Origin of the sequence: Sulfurimonas hongkongensis (assembly GCF_000445475.1) — a bacterium.
GTDB classification, from domain to species: Bacteria; Campylobacterota; Campylobacteria; order Campylobacterales; family Sulfurimonadaceae; genus Sulfurimonas; species Sulfurimonas hongkongensis.
Window position 1 is genome coordinate 1 of the sequence record NZ_AUPZ01000017.1, and the last position, 17828, is coordinate 17828.

Annotated in this window: 12 protein-coding genes and 1 tRNA gene; 5 read left to right on the top strand and 8 right to left on the bottom strand. The window is 36.0% G+C overall.

The window, feature by feature from the left end; translation table 11 throughout:
- Positions 1 to 138 precede the first annotated feature (138 nt).
- Entirely contained in the window at positions 139 to 1341 is a 1203-nt protein-coding gene (locus M947_RS22145) for an ABC transporter permease (protein WP_021288352.1), read from the bottom strand.
- On the bottom strand, positions 1338 to 3932 hold the full coding sequence (secA, locus tag M947_RS22150; protein ID WP_021288353.1) for a preprotein translocase subunit SecA: 2595 nt from the start codon (positions 3930 to 3932) through the stop codon (positions 1338 to 1340). Before secA ends, M947_RS22145 begins: the two co-directional genes overlap by 4 nt.
- A 178-nt stretch (positions 3933 to 4110) precedes the next feature.
- Here secA and lolA point away from each other — a divergent pair, with 178 nt between their 5' ends.
- Positions 4111 to 4626, top strand: a complete 516-nt coding sequence (gene lolA, locus M947_RS22155) for a LolA-like outer membrane lipoprotein chaperone (protein WP_021288354.1) — start codon at positions 4111 to 4113, stop codon at positions 4624 to 4626.
- 31 nt (positions 4627 to 4657) lie between these two features.
- On the opposite strand, the gene acnB is transcribed toward lolA, so the two are convergent.
- Complete coding sequence (acnB, locus tag M947_RS22160; RefSeq protein ID WP_021288355.1) at positions 4658 to 7201, bottom strand: bifunctional aconitate hydratase 2/2-methylisocitrate dehydratase; 2544 nt, start codon at positions 7199 to 7201, stop codon at positions 4658 to 4660.
- A 199-nt stretch (positions 7202 to 7400) separates the two neighbouring features.
- Between acnB and fumC the strand changes: the two genes are divergently transcribed.
- Positions 7401 to 8798 carry a class II fumarate hydratase gene (fumC, locus tag M947_RS22165; RefSeq protein WP_021288356.1) on the top strand — a complete coding sequence of 466 codons (1398 nt, stop codon included), beginning with the start codon at positions 7401 to 7403 and terminating at the stop codon, positions 8796 to 8798.
- 63 nt (positions 8799 to 8861) lie between these two features.
- Here the strand turns inward: fumC and M947_RS22170 are convergent, their stop codons facing one another.
- Together M947_RS22170 and M947_RS22175 are read right to left on the bottom strand one after the other, a co-directional pair.
- A complete protein-coding gene (locus M947_RS22170; protein WP_021288357.1) occupies positions 8862 to 11018 on the bottom strand; it encodes an FtsK/SpoIIIE family DNA translocase in 2157 nt (718 codons plus the stop codon).
- Positions 11019 to 11124: 106 nt separating this feature from the next.
- Positions 11125 to 13248, bottom strand: a complete 2124-nt coding sequence (locus tag M947_RS22175) for a flagellin N-terminal helical domain-containing protein (protein WP_021288358.1) — start codon at positions 13246 to 13248, stop codon at positions 11125 to 11127.
- Positions 13249 to 13386: 138 nt separating this feature from the next.
- Here M947_RS22175 and M947_RS22180 point away from each other — a divergent pair.
- Positions 13387 to 13471 (top strand) — tRNA-Leu (locus tag M947_RS22180).
- A 22-nt stretch (positions 13472 to 13493) separates the two neighbouring features.
- On the opposite strand, the gene M947_RS22185 is transcribed toward M947_RS22180, so the two are convergent.
- Positions 13494 to 13997 carry an ankyrin repeat domain-containing protein gene (locus tag M947_RS22185; RefSeq protein ID WP_031348151.1) on the bottom strand — a complete coding sequence of 168 codons (504 nt, stop codon included), beginning with the start codon at positions 13995 to 13997 and terminating at the stop codon, positions 13494 to 13496.
- Positions 13998 to 14116: 119 nt separating this feature from the next.
- Here M947_RS22185 and M947_RS22190 point away from each other — a divergent pair, with 119 nt between their 5' ends.
- Both M947_RS22190 and M947_RS23720 read left to right on the top strand, forming a co-directional pair.
- Positions 14117 to 15316, top strand: a complete 1200-nt coding sequence (locus M947_RS22190; RefSeq protein WP_021288360.1) for a tetrahydrodipicolinate N-succinyltransferase N-terminal domain-containing protein — start codon at positions 14117 to 14119, stop codon at positions 15314 to 15316.
- Positions 15317 to 15453: 137 nt separating this feature from the next.
- Positions 15454 to 15759, top strand: a complete 306-nt coding sequence (locus M947_RS23720; RefSeq protein WP_021288361.1) for a flagellar basal body rod C-terminal domain-containing protein — start codon at positions 15454 to 15456, stop codon at positions 15757 to 15759.
- A gap of 12 nt (positions 15760 to 15771) precedes the next feature.
- Here the strand turns inward: M947_RS23720 and M947_RS22200 are convergent, their stop codons facing one another.
- Together M947_RS22200 and M947_RS22205 are read right to left on the bottom strand one after the other, a co-directional pair.
- Positions 15772 to 17103: an SH3 domain-containing protein gene (locus M947_RS22200; protein ID WP_021288362.1), complete on the bottom strand. Its 1332-nt coding sequence runs from the start codon at positions 17101 to 17103 to the stop codon at positions 15772 to 15774.
- Between the two features lie 9 nt (positions 17104 to 17112).
- The gene (locus tag M947_RS22205) at positions 17113 to 17772 is read right to left on the bottom strand and encodes a LexA family transcriptional regulator (protein ID WP_021288363.1); all 660 of its coding nucleotides are present in this window, start codon (positions 17770 to 17772) and stop codon (positions 17113 to 17115) included.
- Between the last annotated feature and the right edge of the window lie 56 nt (positions 17773 to 17828).

A 17828-nucleotide genomic window follows, 5' to 3' on the forward strand; every position in this document is an offset into this window, starting at 1 on the left:
AAGGTAAGCGGTAAGCTAACTGATCCTAAAGTTAGCTCTCTTATAGCAAAAGATATAATAGTAGCTCCCTTAAACATTATAAAGCGGACTCTTCTTCTGCCATTTAAAATGTTTGAGGATGAAGAAGAAAAGTAAAGGCTACTCGTTTCTTAAAACTCTAAGAATATCTACCTCGCTAGCCTTTTTTGCAGGATAGTATGAAGATGCAATCACAATCACAAATGCACCAACAACTATAAGAGAGAAGTCTTTAAGACTCAAATCTAGTGGAAGTGTGGTTGTAGGATATACATCTTTTGGTAGAGAGACAATATCAAAAGTGCTTAAAATCCACAAACCGCTCATCCCAAAAGCTATTCCAGCTAAAATGCCACTCACTCCTATAACTATGCCAAGATACAAAAAGATTTTTTTGATCTCTTTTGTCGTAGCACCTAGTGAGAGAAGAAGAGCTATCTCACTCCTTCTATTCATCACAGTCATAAGCAAAGAGGATATGATGTTTATTGCTGCTATTAAAATTATAAGCATAAGCACTATAAAAAGAGAGGCTTTTTCAAGTTCTAAGGCTGCAAAAAAGTTAACATTATCTTCCCACCAACCTTTTACACTCACACTAACTGGCAAAAATTCTTTGATTTTTAAAATATCTTTGTGAGGTTCGTTTGAGTATATGTGAATCCCATCATATTGGCTAGATGAGAGTCCTAGCATCGCTTGCATAGAAGAGAGTGTAGTATAACTATAGGCTTTATCATAAGCGCTAAGACCTGAATCAAAAATGCCCTTTATCTTAAAACGCTTTATCTTTGGTGTAACAGAGAGTCCACCTGGTTCCACATGAGTAAAAATATACATAAGCTTATCATCAATATATAGGTTGAACTCATCTTTTAAACTCTTTCCAACAAGCACATCAAATTTTGAAAACTGCCCCTTTGTTATTGCTTTTGCTAAAACACTATTTACCTTTGCTTCATCTTCAAAGTTTACACCAAAGATATATCCACCCTCTAGTTTTGAGCCATTTCTAGCCATAATAGCAGACTGAACATAGGGGCTAAACTCAAGATGTGGGAATTTTGTTTGCATCTTTATGAGCAACTCTTCATTAACAGCCCCATAAAATTTTGGGATAATAGTTAGTGGATAGTTCATAATGGTAAGCTTCTTTTTAAACTCTTTATCAAAACCATTCATAAGTGCCATAGCTACAATAAGAACCATTACACCTAGAGTTATTCCTAAAAAAGCCAGTAGTGCAGATAAGAAGATAAAAGGCTGGTCTTTGTCAAAGCGAAGAAAACGCTTGACAAGATAAGGAACTAGTGATGCTCTCAAGAGGCAGAAATACCGTTTCCAGCAAATACCCCCTTTTTGGGACCACTTTTACCACAGCATTGCTTGTATTTTTTACCACTTCCGCATGGACATGGCTCATTTCTAGCTACTTTTTTCTCAGATGTTTGAGCCTCTTGATTTTGCGAATGATTAAATATCATAGCTGCCTCATCAAATTTTCTTTGCATCTCCATCTGTTGTGCTACACTAGCTGCTTCTTCCTCAGCTGAGTCCATTCTAAACTGAATAATATGAAGGGTTTTTATAGTATTGAACTTGATATCTGATATAAGTTCTCCAAAGAGATTAAAACTCTCTTTTTTATACTCTACTAGTGGATCTTTTTGATTATATGCACGAAGTCTTATACCTGTTTTCATATTATCCATAGCGTAAAGATGCTCTCTCCAAGCGCTATCTAGCTCCTTTAAGTATAGCTCTCTTTCAATATCTGAGCGAATATCATCTTCTAAAACGCTCATCTTGTCATCATAAGATTTTTTTGCAATTTCTACTAGTTTATCATGAAGCTCTTCAAACTCTAAAGATGAGTGTTGCTCTACATCTAAATCAAAGTTTAGTTCTTCTTTTAAAATCTCAGAGACTTTTTTAAGATTAAAATCATCCTTGTCACCACCATCAAAGATACCACAAATATTAAGTAGATTATTAATATACTCAACTCTAATAGCATCTATTCTTGAGTGAATATCATACTCTTTATCTAAGAGTTGATTTCTAAACTTGTAAACGATTTTTCTCTGCTCATTTGCTACATCATCATATTCAACTATCTGCTTTCTACCCTCGTAGTGCATATTTTCAACTTTCATTTGAGCTTTCTCAACCGCACGAGTAACCATTTTTGACTCTATATACTCTCCATCTTCAACTCCAAGTCTCTCCATGATAGACTTTATCTTATCCGAACCAAAGATGCGAAGGAGATTATCTTCAAGTGATAAGTAAAATTGAGTAGTTCCAGCATCGCCTTGACGACCTGAACGACCACGAAGTTGGTTGTCTATTCTGCGGTTTTCATGTCTCTCAGTTCCTATGATGTAAAGACCTCCAAGAGCTTTTACTTCATCACTAACTTTAATATCGACACCACGACCAGCCATATTTGTAGCAATAGTCACTGCTCCTTTAGCTCCAGCGTGTTTGATGATTTCACCCTCTTGAGCGTGGTTTTTAGCATTTAAAACAGTATGTGCAATTTTCTCTTTTTTTAGTACTTCATGCAAAGCTTCTGATTTTTCAATAGAAGCAGTACCTATTAGTACAGGTTGACCTATTTTTGATAACTTTTTAACAGTCTCTATCACAGCTGCAAACTTCTCTTTTTCTGTTTTATAGATAAGGTCATTAAGATCTTTTCTTGTGATGGGAATATTTGTAGGAATAGAGACAACATCAAGAGAGTAAATCTGTGCAAATTCTGTAGCTTCAGTCTCAGCAGTACCTGTCATACCAGCTAGTTTATCATACATTCTAAAGTAGTTTTGAAATGTTATATCTGCTAGAGTTTGAGTCTCTTCTTTAATCTCAACATTCTCTTTTGCTTCGAGTGCTTGATGGAGTCCCTCACTAAAGCGACGACCCTCACTAAGTCTTCCTGTAAACTCATCAACGATAACAACTTCGCCATCATTTACAACATAATCTACATCTTTTTCAAAAAGATAGTTCGCCTTTAGAGCTTGGTCAAGTGCATGTGGCAAAGATGAATTTTCAACACTGTAGAGATTCTCAACACCAAAAAGCTCTTCTGCTTTTGTAATCCCCTCTTCTGTTATAAGAACTACTTTATCTTTTTCATCAACAGTGAAATGCTCATCTTTTTTGAGTTGCATAGCTATACCATCAGCTACTTTATAGTCTTCTAGGGTTCTGTTTGTTGGACCTGATATTATAAGCGGAGTTCTAGCTTCATCAATGAGAATACTATCGACTTCATCGACTATGACAAAGTTGTGATTTCTTTGAGCCATATGTTCAGCTGAGTAACTCATGTTATCTCTTAAATAGTCAAATCCAAACTCATTGTTTGTACCATAAGTAATATCACACTTGTAAGCTTCTATCTTTTCTTCTGGCGTAGAATTGCTCTCAAGTACAGTTCCAACAGAAAAACCTAAAAAGTTATATAAAACTCCCATCTCAGTAGCATCTCTTGATGCGAGGTAGTCATTTACAGTAACTAAGTGAACACCCTTGCCAGTCATCGCATTTAAAACTATAGGAAGAGTTGCAACAAGTGTCTTACCCTCACCTGTTTTCATCTCAGCGATTCTACCCTCATGCAGAGCCATACCACCAATTAACTGGACATCAAAGTGCCTCATATTTAAGACTCTCTTGCTCGCTTCTCTAGTGATTGCAAAAGAGTCTTCTAAAACATCTTCTAAACTCTTAGCACCATCTAAAACACTGCTTCTTAACTCGTTAAATGCACTTTTTAACTCATCATCACTTAAAGCTTCATACTTGCCCTCTAGAGCATTTATATCTCTTACTCTTTTAGCGTACTTTTTTAGTTCGCGATCATTTGAAGTACCAAAGATCTTACCCATTAATGCCTGTAGCATCCTCAACCTTATATACAGATTGTTACACACTAGTGCATTCCAATCATCGAAATTGGCGACATTTTAACACACTAATAATAATAATAAGCATAAATCCCAAAATGCTATATTTTAAACTTTGTGACTAGCTAGTATGTAAACAAGCCCTTAGATATAATTTTGTAAAAAAGGAACTTCCGTGAAACATTTATATATACTACTTTTAAGCTTCTCTCTTAGCTTTGCATCATTTGATAAGATTGACTCTTTTGATGCTTCCTTTACTCAAAGTGTTACTGATGATAAAGGTAAAACTCTAACTTATAAAGGTCACATAAGTGCTTCCAAACCACAAAATGCACTATGGAGCTACAAAGAACCTATTCAAAAAGATGTTTTCATAAATAGCCATCAGGTAATTATAGTTGAGCCTGAGATAGAGCAAGTCATTATAAGAAGTATAGGCTCTAGTTTGGATTTTTTTAACATGATAAAAAATGCTAAAGAGATAAAAAAAGGTACGTATGAAGCTAATTTTGAGAATAAAATATTTACTATAACTACAAGCGAAGAGATTATTGAATCAATCTCATATATAGATGAATTTGAAAACAGGGTGAAAATTGTATTTGAGAGTCAAGTGCAAAACAAAGATATAAATCAAGAAATCTTTATACCAAAGTATCCACTAGATTTTGATATTATCAGAGATTAAAAGATGGAGATTTAACTCCATCTTTTAAAACTTAAGCTAGTTTATAGTCTTTTATAAGGTTGAAGTTTAGATATTTATAAATCTCACCCTCTTTTCCAACAATCTTTTTAGTTTTTTCTATATACTCCTCGGCAGTTGGCAAACGACCTAAAATCGCACAAACAGCCGCTAGTTCTGCTGAACCTAGATATACTTGAGCGCCTTTACCTAAACGATTATCAAAGTTACGAGTTGAAGTTGAAAACACTATAGCATTATCTGCAACTCTTGCTTGATTACCCATACAGAGTGAACATCCTGGTATCTCAGTCCTTGCACCTGCTGCACCAAATATAGCGTAGTATCCATCTTCTGTTAACTGTTTTTCATCCATCTTAGTTGGAGGGCAAACCCAGAGTCTAGTAGGAACAGGACCCTCGCCTCTTAGCACTTCGCCTAAAGCACGATAGTGACCGATATTTGTCATACATGAACCAACAAAGACTTCATCTATCTTGTGAGGTCTATCAGATGCTAAGATTTCACTTAGCGTCGCAACATCGTCTGGATCATTCGGACAAGCTAAGATAGGTTCTTTAATCTCATTTAAATCAATATCTAAAACTGCTGCATACTCTGCATCTGCATCTGGCTTCATTAGGCTAGGATTTGCTAACCAATCTTTCATCTTGTCTATTCTTCGCTGAAGTGTTCTTTTATCCTCATATCCAGCTTCTATCATAGACTCTAGTAGAGTTACATTTGATTTTAAGTACTCGATAACTGGCTCATTGTCTAGTAGAACCGTACAAGCTGCCGCACTTCTCTCAGCAGATGCATCAGAGAGTTCAAATGCTTGCTCAGCTTTTAAAGTTGGCAGTCCTTCGATCTCTAAAATGCGTCCTGCGAAGATGTTTTTCTTACCCTTTTTCTCAACTGTTAAAAGTCCCTCTTTAATAGCTTTATGTGGTATAGCATTTACAAGGTCACGAAGTGTAATACCTGGTTGCATCTCTCCACTAAAGCGTACTAGAACAGACTCTGGCATCGTAAGTGGCATAGAACCTGTTACAGCAGCAAAAGCGACTATCCCTGAGCCTCCTGGGAAAGAGATGCCTATTGGAAAACGAGTATGGCTATCTGCTCCAGTTCCTACAGTATCAGGTAAAACCATTCTATTTAACCATGAGTGGATAACTCCATCACCTGGACGAAGCGCTACACCCGAGCGGTTTGAGATAAAATCTGGCAAGGTGTGATGCATAGTTATATCTGATGGCTTTGGATAAGCTGCTGTGTGACAAAATGACTGCATAACTAAGTCTGCATTAAAGCCAAGTGCTGCGAGCTCTTTAATCTCATCACGAGTCATTGGTCCAGTTGTATCTTGAGAACCAACAGTTGACATCTCAGGTTCTACATACATACCTGGGCGAACACCATCTAGTCCTGATGCACGACCTACCATTTTTTGAGCTAAAGTATAACCTTTGCCATTATCAGCAGGTTGCTCAGCTGTTAAGAAGATATCACTTTGAGGCATCCCTAAAACACTACGAGCTTTAGAAGTAAGCCCCCGACCGATGATAAGAGGGATACGCCCCCCTGCTCTTACTTCATCAGTTATAGTGTTAGGGTTTAGCTTAAAAGTTGCAATGCACTTACCATTTTTATGAGCCTCACCTTTATATGGGTAAAGCTCTATAACATCACCCATTTCCATCTCTGAAACATCAAGCTCTAGTGGTAGAGCGCCAGAGTCCTCAGCGGTTGCAAAGAAGATTGGTGCAATTGTGCTACCTAAAATCACACCACCGGTTTTTTTATTTGGAACGCCCTTGATACTCTCTCCCATGTGCCACTGAACTGAATTTATGCCTGATTTTCTTGAACTTCCAGTTCCAACAACATCTCCAACATAAGCTACAGTGTTACCTTTTTTCTTGAGCTCTGTTATGATGCCTATAGGGTCATCCATCTTAGCAGTTAGCATAGAGTTAGCATGAACTGGAATGTCTGAGCGAGTAAAAGCTTCTGATGCAGGAGAGAGGTCATCTGTGTTTGTCTCACCATCTACTTTAAAGACTGTTACTGTAATCTTATCTGAGAGTTTTGGTTTTGAAGTGAACCACTCTGCATTTGCCCATGAAGTCATAACCTCTGTTGCAGCCTTGTTGCCAGCTTTATGCAACTCTTCTACATCATTAAACGCATCATAAACAAGAAGTGTGTGTGATAGGGCTTTTGTAGCTGCACCAACTACATCTTTATTTGAAGACTTCAATGCATCTATCATAGGCTTTACATTGTACCCGCCTAACATCATGCCCAGCATTTCAACTGCTCTTTGAGGCGATATAGCATCTACTTTAACGCTCTCATTAGCAATATCATTTAAAAATGCTGCCTTAACATAAGCTGCATCATCAACTCCAGGAGATACGCGATTTGTAAGTAACTCAAGTAGTTCATCTGTGCAATCACTCTTGATAAGCTCAATAACTTCTGCCGTTTGCTCTGCACTTAGTGGTAAAGGAGGAACACCTAGTGCTTCTCTTTCATTTACATGTGCTTTATAATCTTGCATAAATGCCATAGTTAGTCCTATATTTTAATTTGCAACGATTATAACCTAATAAGTAAGCTCAAAATAAACAGTGTTACTATAATACACATATTTTAGTTTTATTTAAATCAATATGTTAACTTTAGTAACATAGTGAAACTTCTACGGAACTTTTTTACACAACTTTTTATGTTATTATGTACTTTATATATTAGTAATGGAGAATAGTATGAACTTATTTAGAGAAGAGAGCGACTCATTTGGTAAGCTTGAAGTGCCCTCAAACATGTACTACGGTGCACAATCTGCTCGCTCACTTATAAACTTTCCAATAGGAATAGAGACGATGCCCAAATCTCTCGTGCGAGCTTTAGCAATAGTAAAACAATCATGCGCACAAGTAAATATGGATTTTGGTCTCTTAGATGCTAAGATAGCAGAAGCAATTATTGAAGCAGCCGGTGAAGTTATGGAGGGGAAGTTTGATGAGCACTTTCCCCTGTCTGTATGGCAAACAGGTTCTGGCACTCAAAGTAACATGAACGCAAATGAAGTCATATCTAATCGTGCCATAGAGATTCTAGGTGGAGTCATTGGTTCTAAAGATCCAGTTCATCCAAATGATCACTGCAATATGGGTCAATCTTCAAACGATGTATTTCCTACTGCTATGCATATAGCAGCAGTTGAAGAGATTATAAACAAACTACTACCCGCTTTAAAATATATGCATGAGGAGTTAGATAAAAAGTCTAAGTCATTCGAGCATTTGGTAAAAATAGGTCGAACACATACTCAAGATGCAACGCCTTTGACATTAGGTCAAGAGTTTTCAGGTTACAGTGCACAAGTAGCCAACTCTATTCGCAGAGTTGAAGCCGTACTCCCTGCTCTTATGCAACTTGCACAAGGAGGAACTGCTGTTGGCACTGGAATGAACTCTATAAAAGGTTTTGATAAAGCATTTGCCACGCAGGTTGCTAAAACTATGGATATTGCTTTTGTCACCGCAGAAAATAAGTTTGAAGCACTTGCTGCTCATGATGCTATCGTTGAAGCAAGTGGAGCCTTAAACACTACTGCTGTTAGCATGATGAAAATAGCTAATGATATTCGTTTCTTAGCATCTGGACCACGGTGTGGGATTGGGGAGATAAGTCTAGCTGAGAATGAACCCGGCTCTTCCATCATGCCTGGAAAAGTAAATCCTACACAGAGTGAAGCTCTAACAATGATATCTGCACAAGTTATGGGAAATCATACAACTATCTCCATAGCAGGCTCAAATGGACATTTTGAGCTAAATGTATTTAAACCAGTTATGATCTACAATCTTTTACAATCAATCCGCTTGCTTAGTGATGGATGCCAAAGTTTTACTAAAAGATGTATAGTAGGAATAACAGCAAATGAAGAGCGTATAGCAAAACTAAGAGATGAATCACTTATGCTTGTAACAGCACTCAATTCTCATATAGGATATGATAACGCTACAAAGATAGCTAAAAAAGCTCACAAAGATGGTTCTACTTTGCTTGAAGCTGCCTTAGCGCTTGAGCTTGTAACAGAAGAGCAGTTTAAAGAGTGGGTAGTGCCAGAAAATATGATAAGTCCTAGAGAGTTATAAATTTTTATTTTGCATTACAAGATAGATAGATAGAGTGAAATAAAAACACCCCTAGATTAGGCACTATAATATCTCACGAACCCCTTTAGCATTTGGGGAAGATAGCACGCCCTCGCCCTCTAGTTGCTCTACTATTCTAGCTGATCTATTATAGCCGACTTGAAGCCTTCTTTGCAAATATGAGATAGAAGTCTTTCTATCTGTTACAACTACGCTCTTTGCGTCTTCATAGAGAGGATCTAACTCCTCATATGTTTCGCCTTTTGAGCTTGCATCTGAATCATCATCTTCTACTAAAAAGCTCTTATCGTAGTTAGCATCTCTTTGAGACTTTATAAATTCTACGATTTTTTCTATTTCACTCTCTGAACTCCACGGAGCGTGAAGTCTTACAAGTCCTGTTGATCCCGGTGGCGTAAAGAGCATATCTCCACGACCTAAAAGTGACTCTGCACCCATTTGGTCTAAAATGATTTTACTATCTACTTTTTGTCCAACTCTATATGATATACGAGATGGCAGATTTGCTTTTATAAGCCCAGTGACAACATCAACAGATGGTCTTTGAGTAGCTACTATTAAGTGGATGCCTGAGGCTCTTGCCATCTGAGCAAGTCTAGCTATGGAGTGTTCAACATCTTTTCCGCTTGTCATCATCAAGTCTGCTAACTCATCTATAATAACTACTATGTAAGGAAAGTGTTCACCACCCTCCTTTTTAACTCTCTCATTATAGTTTTCTATATTTTTAGTTCTTGTCTCACTCATAAGTTCATAACGGCGTTCCATTTCTGAGACCATGTTATTTAGAGCTACAATAGCTTGTTTTGCTTTTGTGATAACTGGGGTAAGAAGATGTGGGATATCATTGTAGATAGAAAACTCTAGCATCTTAGGGTCTATCATCAATAGCCTTAGCTGGTCTGGAGAGTTTTTATATAAAAGCGAGAGTATCATAGCATTTATTCCAACACTCTTACCGCTTCCTGTCGTTCCAGCAATGAGAAGATGCGGTAGCTTTTTAAGATCAGTAATAAAAGGTTTTCCAACTATATCTTTACCCAAAGCAATTGTAAGTGGAGATGCCGACTCTTTAAATAGCTTAGAATCAAGTAGTTCTCTGAGGTAGATAGTATCAACCGTTTCATTTGGTATCTCAATGCCAACTACATCTTTTCCAGGGATAGGTGCTTGGATTCGGATAGTCTCCGCTGAGAGTGCCATAGCTAAGTCATCTTGAAGATTTAAAATCTTACTAACTTTAACGTTTGCAGCTGGTTTAAACTCAAAAGTAGATACAACAGGACCTGCGTAAGTTCTTACAACATCACCCTCAATCTTAAAGTGAGCAAGTTTTTCTATAAGATAACGAATCTTATCATCAAGCTCACTCTCATCAACACTATGAGACTTTACATCTACTTTTTTTAAAAAATCTACTGATGGGAGGATAAAATTTTTCGGCTTTTCAACCTCACCTCTCTCCATTGACTCTAAAAGTTTTCTGTTTTCTTCTAACTCATCAACAACTAAAGCATTTTTCTTCTCTTTTATCTTTGCTGCAACCTCTAGTATGTTTTGTGGCGTACTATCAAGTTTTTTTTCTTCTATCTCTTTTTGTGCTTCTTGAAAAACTGTATCATCTTTTTTAAGTTCTTCTGTCTTGTTTTGTTTATCTGTATTTTTATCAAAACTCTCTCTTGTATAGCTTGGTTCATCATAGATGCTATAGTCATCTTCTTCTACACACTCTTTTTTTTCTATTTTGCTTTTAAACATCTTAGAGATACTTGATGCTATCTCATATATGCTTTTATCTAAAAACATAAGAACAGATACACAAGTGATAATAAACCAAAACACCCAAAGCCCAAAAAGTCCAATATATGGAGCTAGAAAGTCAACAAACTCGCCACCTGCAACTCCCCTTAACTCATCAGTTATAAGTATAGCTTGAGCTAAAAGAAATGATGAAAATATCAAAAAGGACGCTAAAGCTAGCTCTAGTTTTCTAAGACTATAAGATGTATCTCTATAAACATAATAAAGAGGAAAGAGCAGAACTAAAATATAAACAAAAGAGACATATCCAAAGTATTTTTGATTATAAGATGCAAAGATAGAGCCATAACTGCCCATTAGCCCGCTATCTCCAAAAATGGTTGCAAAACCTAGGTAGATTAATATTCCAAATGTGATGATAAATAGAGTCTCTTTCAAAACGAGTTGCCTTTAAAATGTGGATGATTATTATAGATGAAGTATAGCCAAAATTGTTCCACTAAGGAACTTTTTTGGCAATATGCAATAAAAAATGCACACTAGTTTACAAGTAATTTACAAGACTTAACTTTGAAACTTTTCCAATAGTTGAGAGCATTGCTTCATAGTTTAACTGTAACTGAGTTAAAGTAAGAGAGGCCTCAGCTAAGTCTGTATCTATCACAGATGAGCGAAGAGTCATTGTGCTTATCTCTAAGAGTTCCGCTCTCTCTTGTGAGAGTGTTAGTGCATTTGACTGAGAACCTACCTTTGAGTGTGTTCTTGTTACATGTTCTTGAAGTTCATCCATTTTGGCTATGGAGTTTTCTATTCCTATACTTCTAAGACTTCCTCTTGATGCATCAGGGTAGTTTTTATGATCTTCAACTGCCGTGATCATCTCATCTATCTCTTTAAAAAAGTCTGTTTTTGGATCAGTAATAGTAAGTGCGTTGTTTGAGTTAAACGATAAAACAGAAGAGTCTGCACCTATTGCAAAATCATCACTATTTGAATCATACATAGAGAGAGTTGCATTTGTATGTGCAGTTCCTATCTCTTCAAACTTTATCTTTCCATCATAAGTTAAAAAAGTATCTCCTTGCAATTTAGAGTCACTTGCTTTTGCATCATAATCAGCTTCGGTGTTTAAGGTTGGAATATTATTAGTTACAACCATATTTACAACATCCATCAGCTGCTGATATGTCATCTCATCAGCATCAACAGCAACCCTAGGATTACTCATGTCAAAAATATCATAGTTTGTAACACCTCCATCTAGTGAAAATGTTGAACCAGCACTTGCAAAGTCTATTTGAGCAGTAAAAGCACCACCTGCTACATTTGTTCCACTGAGAGTAAACTGAGTTCCATCTAGAGTATCAGCAGTTCCTTGTGATAAATCTGCTACATCAGATATCTTTGTAGATGGTGTTGCAAAAGCATTTTGTGTTAATTTCGTAGGTGGTGTGGTTGAAGTATTATAATTTTTTACTATCTGAGGTATGTTTGATGTTAAGCTAGAACCTTTTTTATCAAAAGCAGTTCTATCATAAACCAATCCTTCTATATTTGAAGCAGCTCCATTAGCAGGAGTGTAACCAGATTTAATAAACTCTTTTACATATAGATTTGGATTTGTGCTTGTCCCATTCATAATTTTATTAAAATCATTTTCTCCACCATCTAAAGCATCTATATCAACTACATCCGCAGCAGCTCCACCAGTAAAATCAACTGCTCCAACCATGTGAAAATCAAGTTTGCTAGAGCCTTTTATTTTATCTTCTATAACAATCTGCCCATTATCATTTAAGCTAACATTTACAACATCTAGATTAGGTGTATTTCCAAACTCTTCACCTATTTTTTTTAGTAGTTCTTCTATAGTATCATCATCCTGCATAGAGACTTTTGACTTGATTGCTTCACCACTGCTTGTAGTACCTCTGATGTAAAAATAGTGATCATTTGCAGGGACTGAACTATTGTCATTATCTCCCATCATGTCACGAATAGTATCGCTCTGTTTTAGTGGTGTTGGTAGTGTTTCATTGTCAGCTCCACTGGCAAAATCATACTTTTTGCTTAAATTTGATTGCATCACATTGGTAGTAATAGTCCTTTTGGTTAAAACTTCCTCTCCTAAGAAGAGATCATCACCTGAAATATTGTACTGCTGTTGTGAATTTGAGCCTAAAAATGCCTTTAGTGAGCCATCATTACCATTGTAAGTTCCATCATCGGATATAGGTTTTATATCTACCGCGGTTCCTGAGAAGAGATATTGTCCATTAATAGACGTGTTTGATAGATTTTTTAGATGATCTTCTATAACTCTAAGTTCTTTTGCTATAGCATCTAAAGAGGTGTCACTCTGAGCATCATTTGCAGCTTGAATTAAGAGTGTTCTCATTTTATCCATGGTGGTACCAAACTCATTTAAAACAACATCTGTTTGGTTTGAGAGCTTATATCCACTTTGAGTACTCTTTTTAATCTGCCCAATAGTTGAGAGTTCATTATCGAGTCTCATAGTCTCAGCAAATGTTCTAACATCATCCTTTGCGTATTGAATTTTAAGCCCTGATGCTATCTGTTTATTTACATCAAAGAGCTCCTTGCTAAGTTTGGAATTGTTTGCTCCATAGAGACTTTCATAGTACATACTAGATGTAACTCGCATAACGCACCTCCGTTTACTGCTATTCTTATAAACTCTTTATAGCTATGCTCAAAGCAATAAAAGTTCCATAGCCTACAATCGACCAAAAGTTATTTACTTTTAAGGATTATATCACTATCATTCTCACTTCTTTTACTAGCCGATGTGGAGAAATTGGTAAACTCAGTTGATTCAAAATCAACCGCTTCACGGCTTGCCGGTTCGAGTCCGGCCATCGGTACCACTACTACAAAAACAGATAAAAACTATCTTGCGTAAGCCTTGTTTTTTGGCGCATTTTCATCATAATCTAGTATAACTAGCATACTTTTTTTATTCATCTTTCTTGCAAAATCTATACAAGAGAACCCTTTAGCATCTACTGCTTCTTTGTCTGCACCATGCTTTAAAAGAAGTTTTACAATCTCTATGCGACCATAAGATACAGCTGCCATAAGAGGAGTAAATCTACTTTTTCTGTTTGTAGAGTTTACATCTATACCTTGTTCTAATAAAAAATTGACTATATCAATATTGTCATAACTCACGGACATATCAAAGATACTAACACCCTCATCATCAAAGTCATAAATGTCTGCACCATTTTGAATAAGTAGCATTAACAAATCCATATCGCATCTATTTCTAATAGCGCAAGCTAGGACTGACTCTCCAGTATCATTTGCATCATTTACATCTGCGCCACTCTTTATATACTTTTTAGCACCTATAAAATCATTATTTTTTAAAATTTTTATCCAATTATGCACCATATTCTCTTTTTATCTTAAAATTTCAAAGTTATTATAACCTAGAATATATGATATATAAATTTTGTTAGTAGTTTTTTTTAGTATAATCTTTTTAACAAAATATAAAGAGAGAAACTATGGAAATACTGCAAACAACAGATGCCTTTAAAGCGCTGATAAAAAATATAAAAGAGAGTATCCCAAACTACAAAGATCCAATAGCTTTTGGTATAACAAGGGTCGATTTAGGTCAGATAAACATACAAAAAACACTTCAAGCTACATATCCTATAGTTAACTGGAATGAAAATTTTGGTAGTGCGGCTATCTTTATAAAAGCACTAAGTGAGCAGGGTATAGAAGTAGACTTTAGTGAGAGTGAAGTTGTATGCGATATAAATACAGCTTTTTTAAAGAGTTGTTTAAATTCTTTTACACCCTACTCTGATGAAGCCTATGGAGATGCACATAAAAACATTCAAGTTGTCTCAGCACTTTATAATCAGATAATGAATAGCGGCTCTTTAGAGGGCGAGTTTAAAGTAACATTTATCTTTAGAGATGAGCCACTAAAAAGTGTTGAGGCTACTTACTTAAAGCTATATGCGATTAGCCAAGCAAAAGTTGAGCTTAGAAGCATCAACTTAGATTGTGCTTTTGGTGCACTGCCTAATGTTGCATGGTCAAATGGGCAACCAATAGAGCTTGAGTATTTAAGAGAGTTTGAGATAGAGTTAAAACTTGCAAATGAGTATCCTCATATAGACTTTGTAGATAAATTTCCACGATTTTTACAGCATATCATCCCACAAGATAACACTAGGATACTGGAGACTTCAAAAGTAAGATTTGGTGCTCAAATAGCAGCTGGAACTACAGTAATGCCGGGAGCTTCTTATGTAAATTTTAATGCTGGAACAACTGGTTCTGTCATGATCGAGGGAAGAATCTCTAGCTCTGCTATCGTTGGTGATGGTTCTGATATAGGTGGTGGAGCGTCAATACTTGGAGTACTTAGTGGAACTGATGGTAACCCTATCTCCATTGGCAAAAACACACTTCTAGGCGCAAACTCTACTTGTGGTATCCCACTAGGAGATGGATGTATTATAGATGCAGGCTTAGCAATACTAGAGGGAACTAAAGTTGGAATATATCCAAAAGAATTAGTTAAAATACAAGAAGTAAACAAGGGTTTAACCATGCAGGGCGAAGTTTTTAAAGCTAAACATTTAGCAGGATTAAATGGTCTTCATTTTAGACAAAATTCTTTAACTGGAGAGATTACAGCTTCTCGCTCAACTAAAGAGATAAAATTAAACTCTGAGCTTCACTAAAACCTCAAGCCCATCTGATACTCCATCTCAGATGTGCTTTTTATCTACTTTATACTTATAAACAAACTTTTAGAAAACTAAGACTATAATGAGAAATGTAACCAAATAGTCTTTGTAAAGATAAAAAAGGAGCTTTCATGAATATCTCAAACAATATCTCGTCAATAACCGCTCATCAAAGCATGATGAATACAAACGCTAACAATATAGCAAATGTAAACACAGACAAGTTTGTTCCATCAGATACAAGAATGTCAAGCAACAGTAGTTTAATTACTGCCAATACTAGAGTGGCTGATGATACTGGTTCTATAAAGAGTCAAACAGATTTAGCTAAAGAGATTCCAGATCAGTTAGTAGTCCAAAGTGCAACTGCGGCAAATGTAACTTCTATAAAAACACAAGATGAGATGCTAGGCTCGCTCCTAGATATAAAAGCTTAAATGATTTTGTATCTAGCGTGTTAAGATATTCATACTCTTTAGATTTCTTAGTATGCTAGACTCTTTGTCATAGTTTGGTAAATCATTTCCAAACTCTAACGTACTAAAGATAGTCTTTCCAATAACTGCCCTACCCTTAACTCCATCTTCTATGGTTTTTACACCCCAAGTGTTATGAAAAACAATTATCTCATCATCAAAAAGTCCTACATAAAGAACTATATGACCGCTTATGTATAAAAGTGTCTCAAAAGGTATAGCTTTTTCTATTATTGTATAGATTTTCTCATCATCGCTCAAATTTTCTAAGCTAATAACTTCACCTATTCTAGCCTGCTCTTTTGAGTTTCTAGGGAGCCAGATACCAAAAGGAGCGAACATATCTCTTAGCATAGATGAACAATCTCTTTGCCCATACATACCTCCCCAGCCATAATTATCTTTAAAGACTTCACTCATAACAGCTCTTAGAGAGTCTCTATCTAAATCTAATACCTCTTTTTTTGCAATGGTTTTTGAGATTTTCACTCTCTCAAACAGTGGTTTTGAGTTTTTGTATGAAGAGATGGCTAGTGCTATAAAATAATCTTCTTCTTCAGAAATAAGGGCTAAAAGAGTTCCTAGCTTTGAAGAAAAAAGAAAATTTCCCTCTGAGTCGTATATTGCTTGCTTGTCTTTTATGAAAAATATCTGCTGTGCTTTTTGCCATGCATCTGTGTGCTTTTTATTTAAGAAAACAACTTCGCTAGACCTTATCCAACCTGAGGCAAAACTGCTAAAAGCGTAAAGCCACTCCCTATCTTTTGAGTAGTGAGATACAAAAAGAGGTTTATTAGCACCAAGGGTTGAGTTTTGCAAATAATCAAACGGAAAACCCTCTCCAGCTAAGTTTGGATCTTTTAGTAGTGGTTTTGATGTAGGAAAAATTCTCATATCTACATGCCTTAGAGTTATTGCGTTAGCATTAAGAGAACCATACTCATCAAAGTTTGAATTTTCTTGCATCTCATCAAAAAACTCTTGACTTATTGGATGAAAATTTTCTGCATAACTATTTTTTACTCCGTAAACTCTAAGTGGCCACTTAATACTCTCAAGAGAAGCTCTAGGCTTTTCATAATTCCACACGCTAAAATAGTACTTTTCATATTGAGATTGAACACTCTCTTTTTCTCTATCTTTTGGTGCATTTTTTGTGAAAAATTCCACATCTTGAGGGATGTTTGATACTTCATATATCTCTATGTTTTTTTTACTCTTTTTCTCAGACTTTACAAGTGTACTCTCTTTTGTTGCACAAGAGATAAAAAAAAGACTAACTATAACTAAAACAATATATCTCAAAGTTCTATCCTAATCAACATCCCCAAATCTACTAACAACTCTACCTAAAACCTCTATCTCGTTAGGGTTTAGTGTTTGTGTTGAGTAGACTGGATTGTCAGAAATTATATCTATCTTACCATCTATACGTTTTTGAACTCTTTTTATAAAAAGTCCAGCCTCTGTTCTAATAGTAAAGATTCCACCCCTTTGCAAATCAGTCTTTGCTCTATTTATAAAAACGATATCATTATAGCTAAAAGTTGGCTCCATAGAATCGCCTGTAACATTGAGAGCTTCTATGTTTTTAAGCTCGCTCTCTCCACCTAAAATAGCCACAAAACTCTCAGGAATCTCTAACTCTTCTATATCTTCACACTGTATATCAGCTCCACCACCAGCAGATGCATTAACCTCGCTTAGATACCTAACCATGTAAAACTTGTTAGTGGCCTCTACCAAACTCTCAGGTGATTGACCATAGAGCATCCAGTTTATAGATATCTTCCTTACTGCACAAAAATCCATAAGTTCACCAAATGGGACTTTATTTCTCTTTTTCATAGTTGCAAAGTTCATCTGCGAAACCCCTAAAACATCCGCTACATCTTTATCAAAAATCTTTTTTGAACCAACTTCTGCTGAGATGATACTCTTTATCTCTTCAACAATATCTAAAAAGTTTTTCATGTCATGTCTCCTAGATTTTTTAACACTATACTAAGTTTTTGCCATTATGTCAAAGT

Excerpts from the sequence above, each read along its gene's own strand:
- M947_RS23720 (WP_021288361.1), top strand. The coding sequence starts at position 15,454 with ATGAATATCTCAAACAATATCTCGTCAATAACCGCTCATCAAAGCATG.
- acnB (WP_021288355.1), bottom strand. The coding sequence starts at position 7,201 with ATGGCATTTATGCAAGATTATAAAGCACATGTAAATGAAAGAGAAGCA.
- secA (WP_021288353.1), bottom strand. The coding sequence starts at position 3,932 with ATGCTACAGGCATTAATGGGTAAGATCTTTGGTACTTCAAATGATCGC.
- M947_RS22205 (WP_021288363.1), bottom strand. The coding sequence starts at position 17,772 with ATGAAAAACTTTTTAGATATTGTTGAAGAGATAAAGAGTATCATCTCA.
- M947_RS22175 (WP_021288358.1), bottom strand. The coding sequence starts at position 13,248 with ATGCGAGTTACATCTAGTATGTACTATGAAAGTCTCTATGGAGCAAAC.
- M947_RS22190 (WP_021288360.1), top strand. The coding sequence starts at position 14,117 with ATGGAAATACTGCAAACAACAGATGCCTTTAAAGCGCTGATAAAAAAT.
- fumC (WP_021288356.1), top strand. The coding sequence starts at position 7,401 with ATGAACTTATTTAGAGAAGAGAGCGACTCATTTGGTAAGCTTGAAGTG.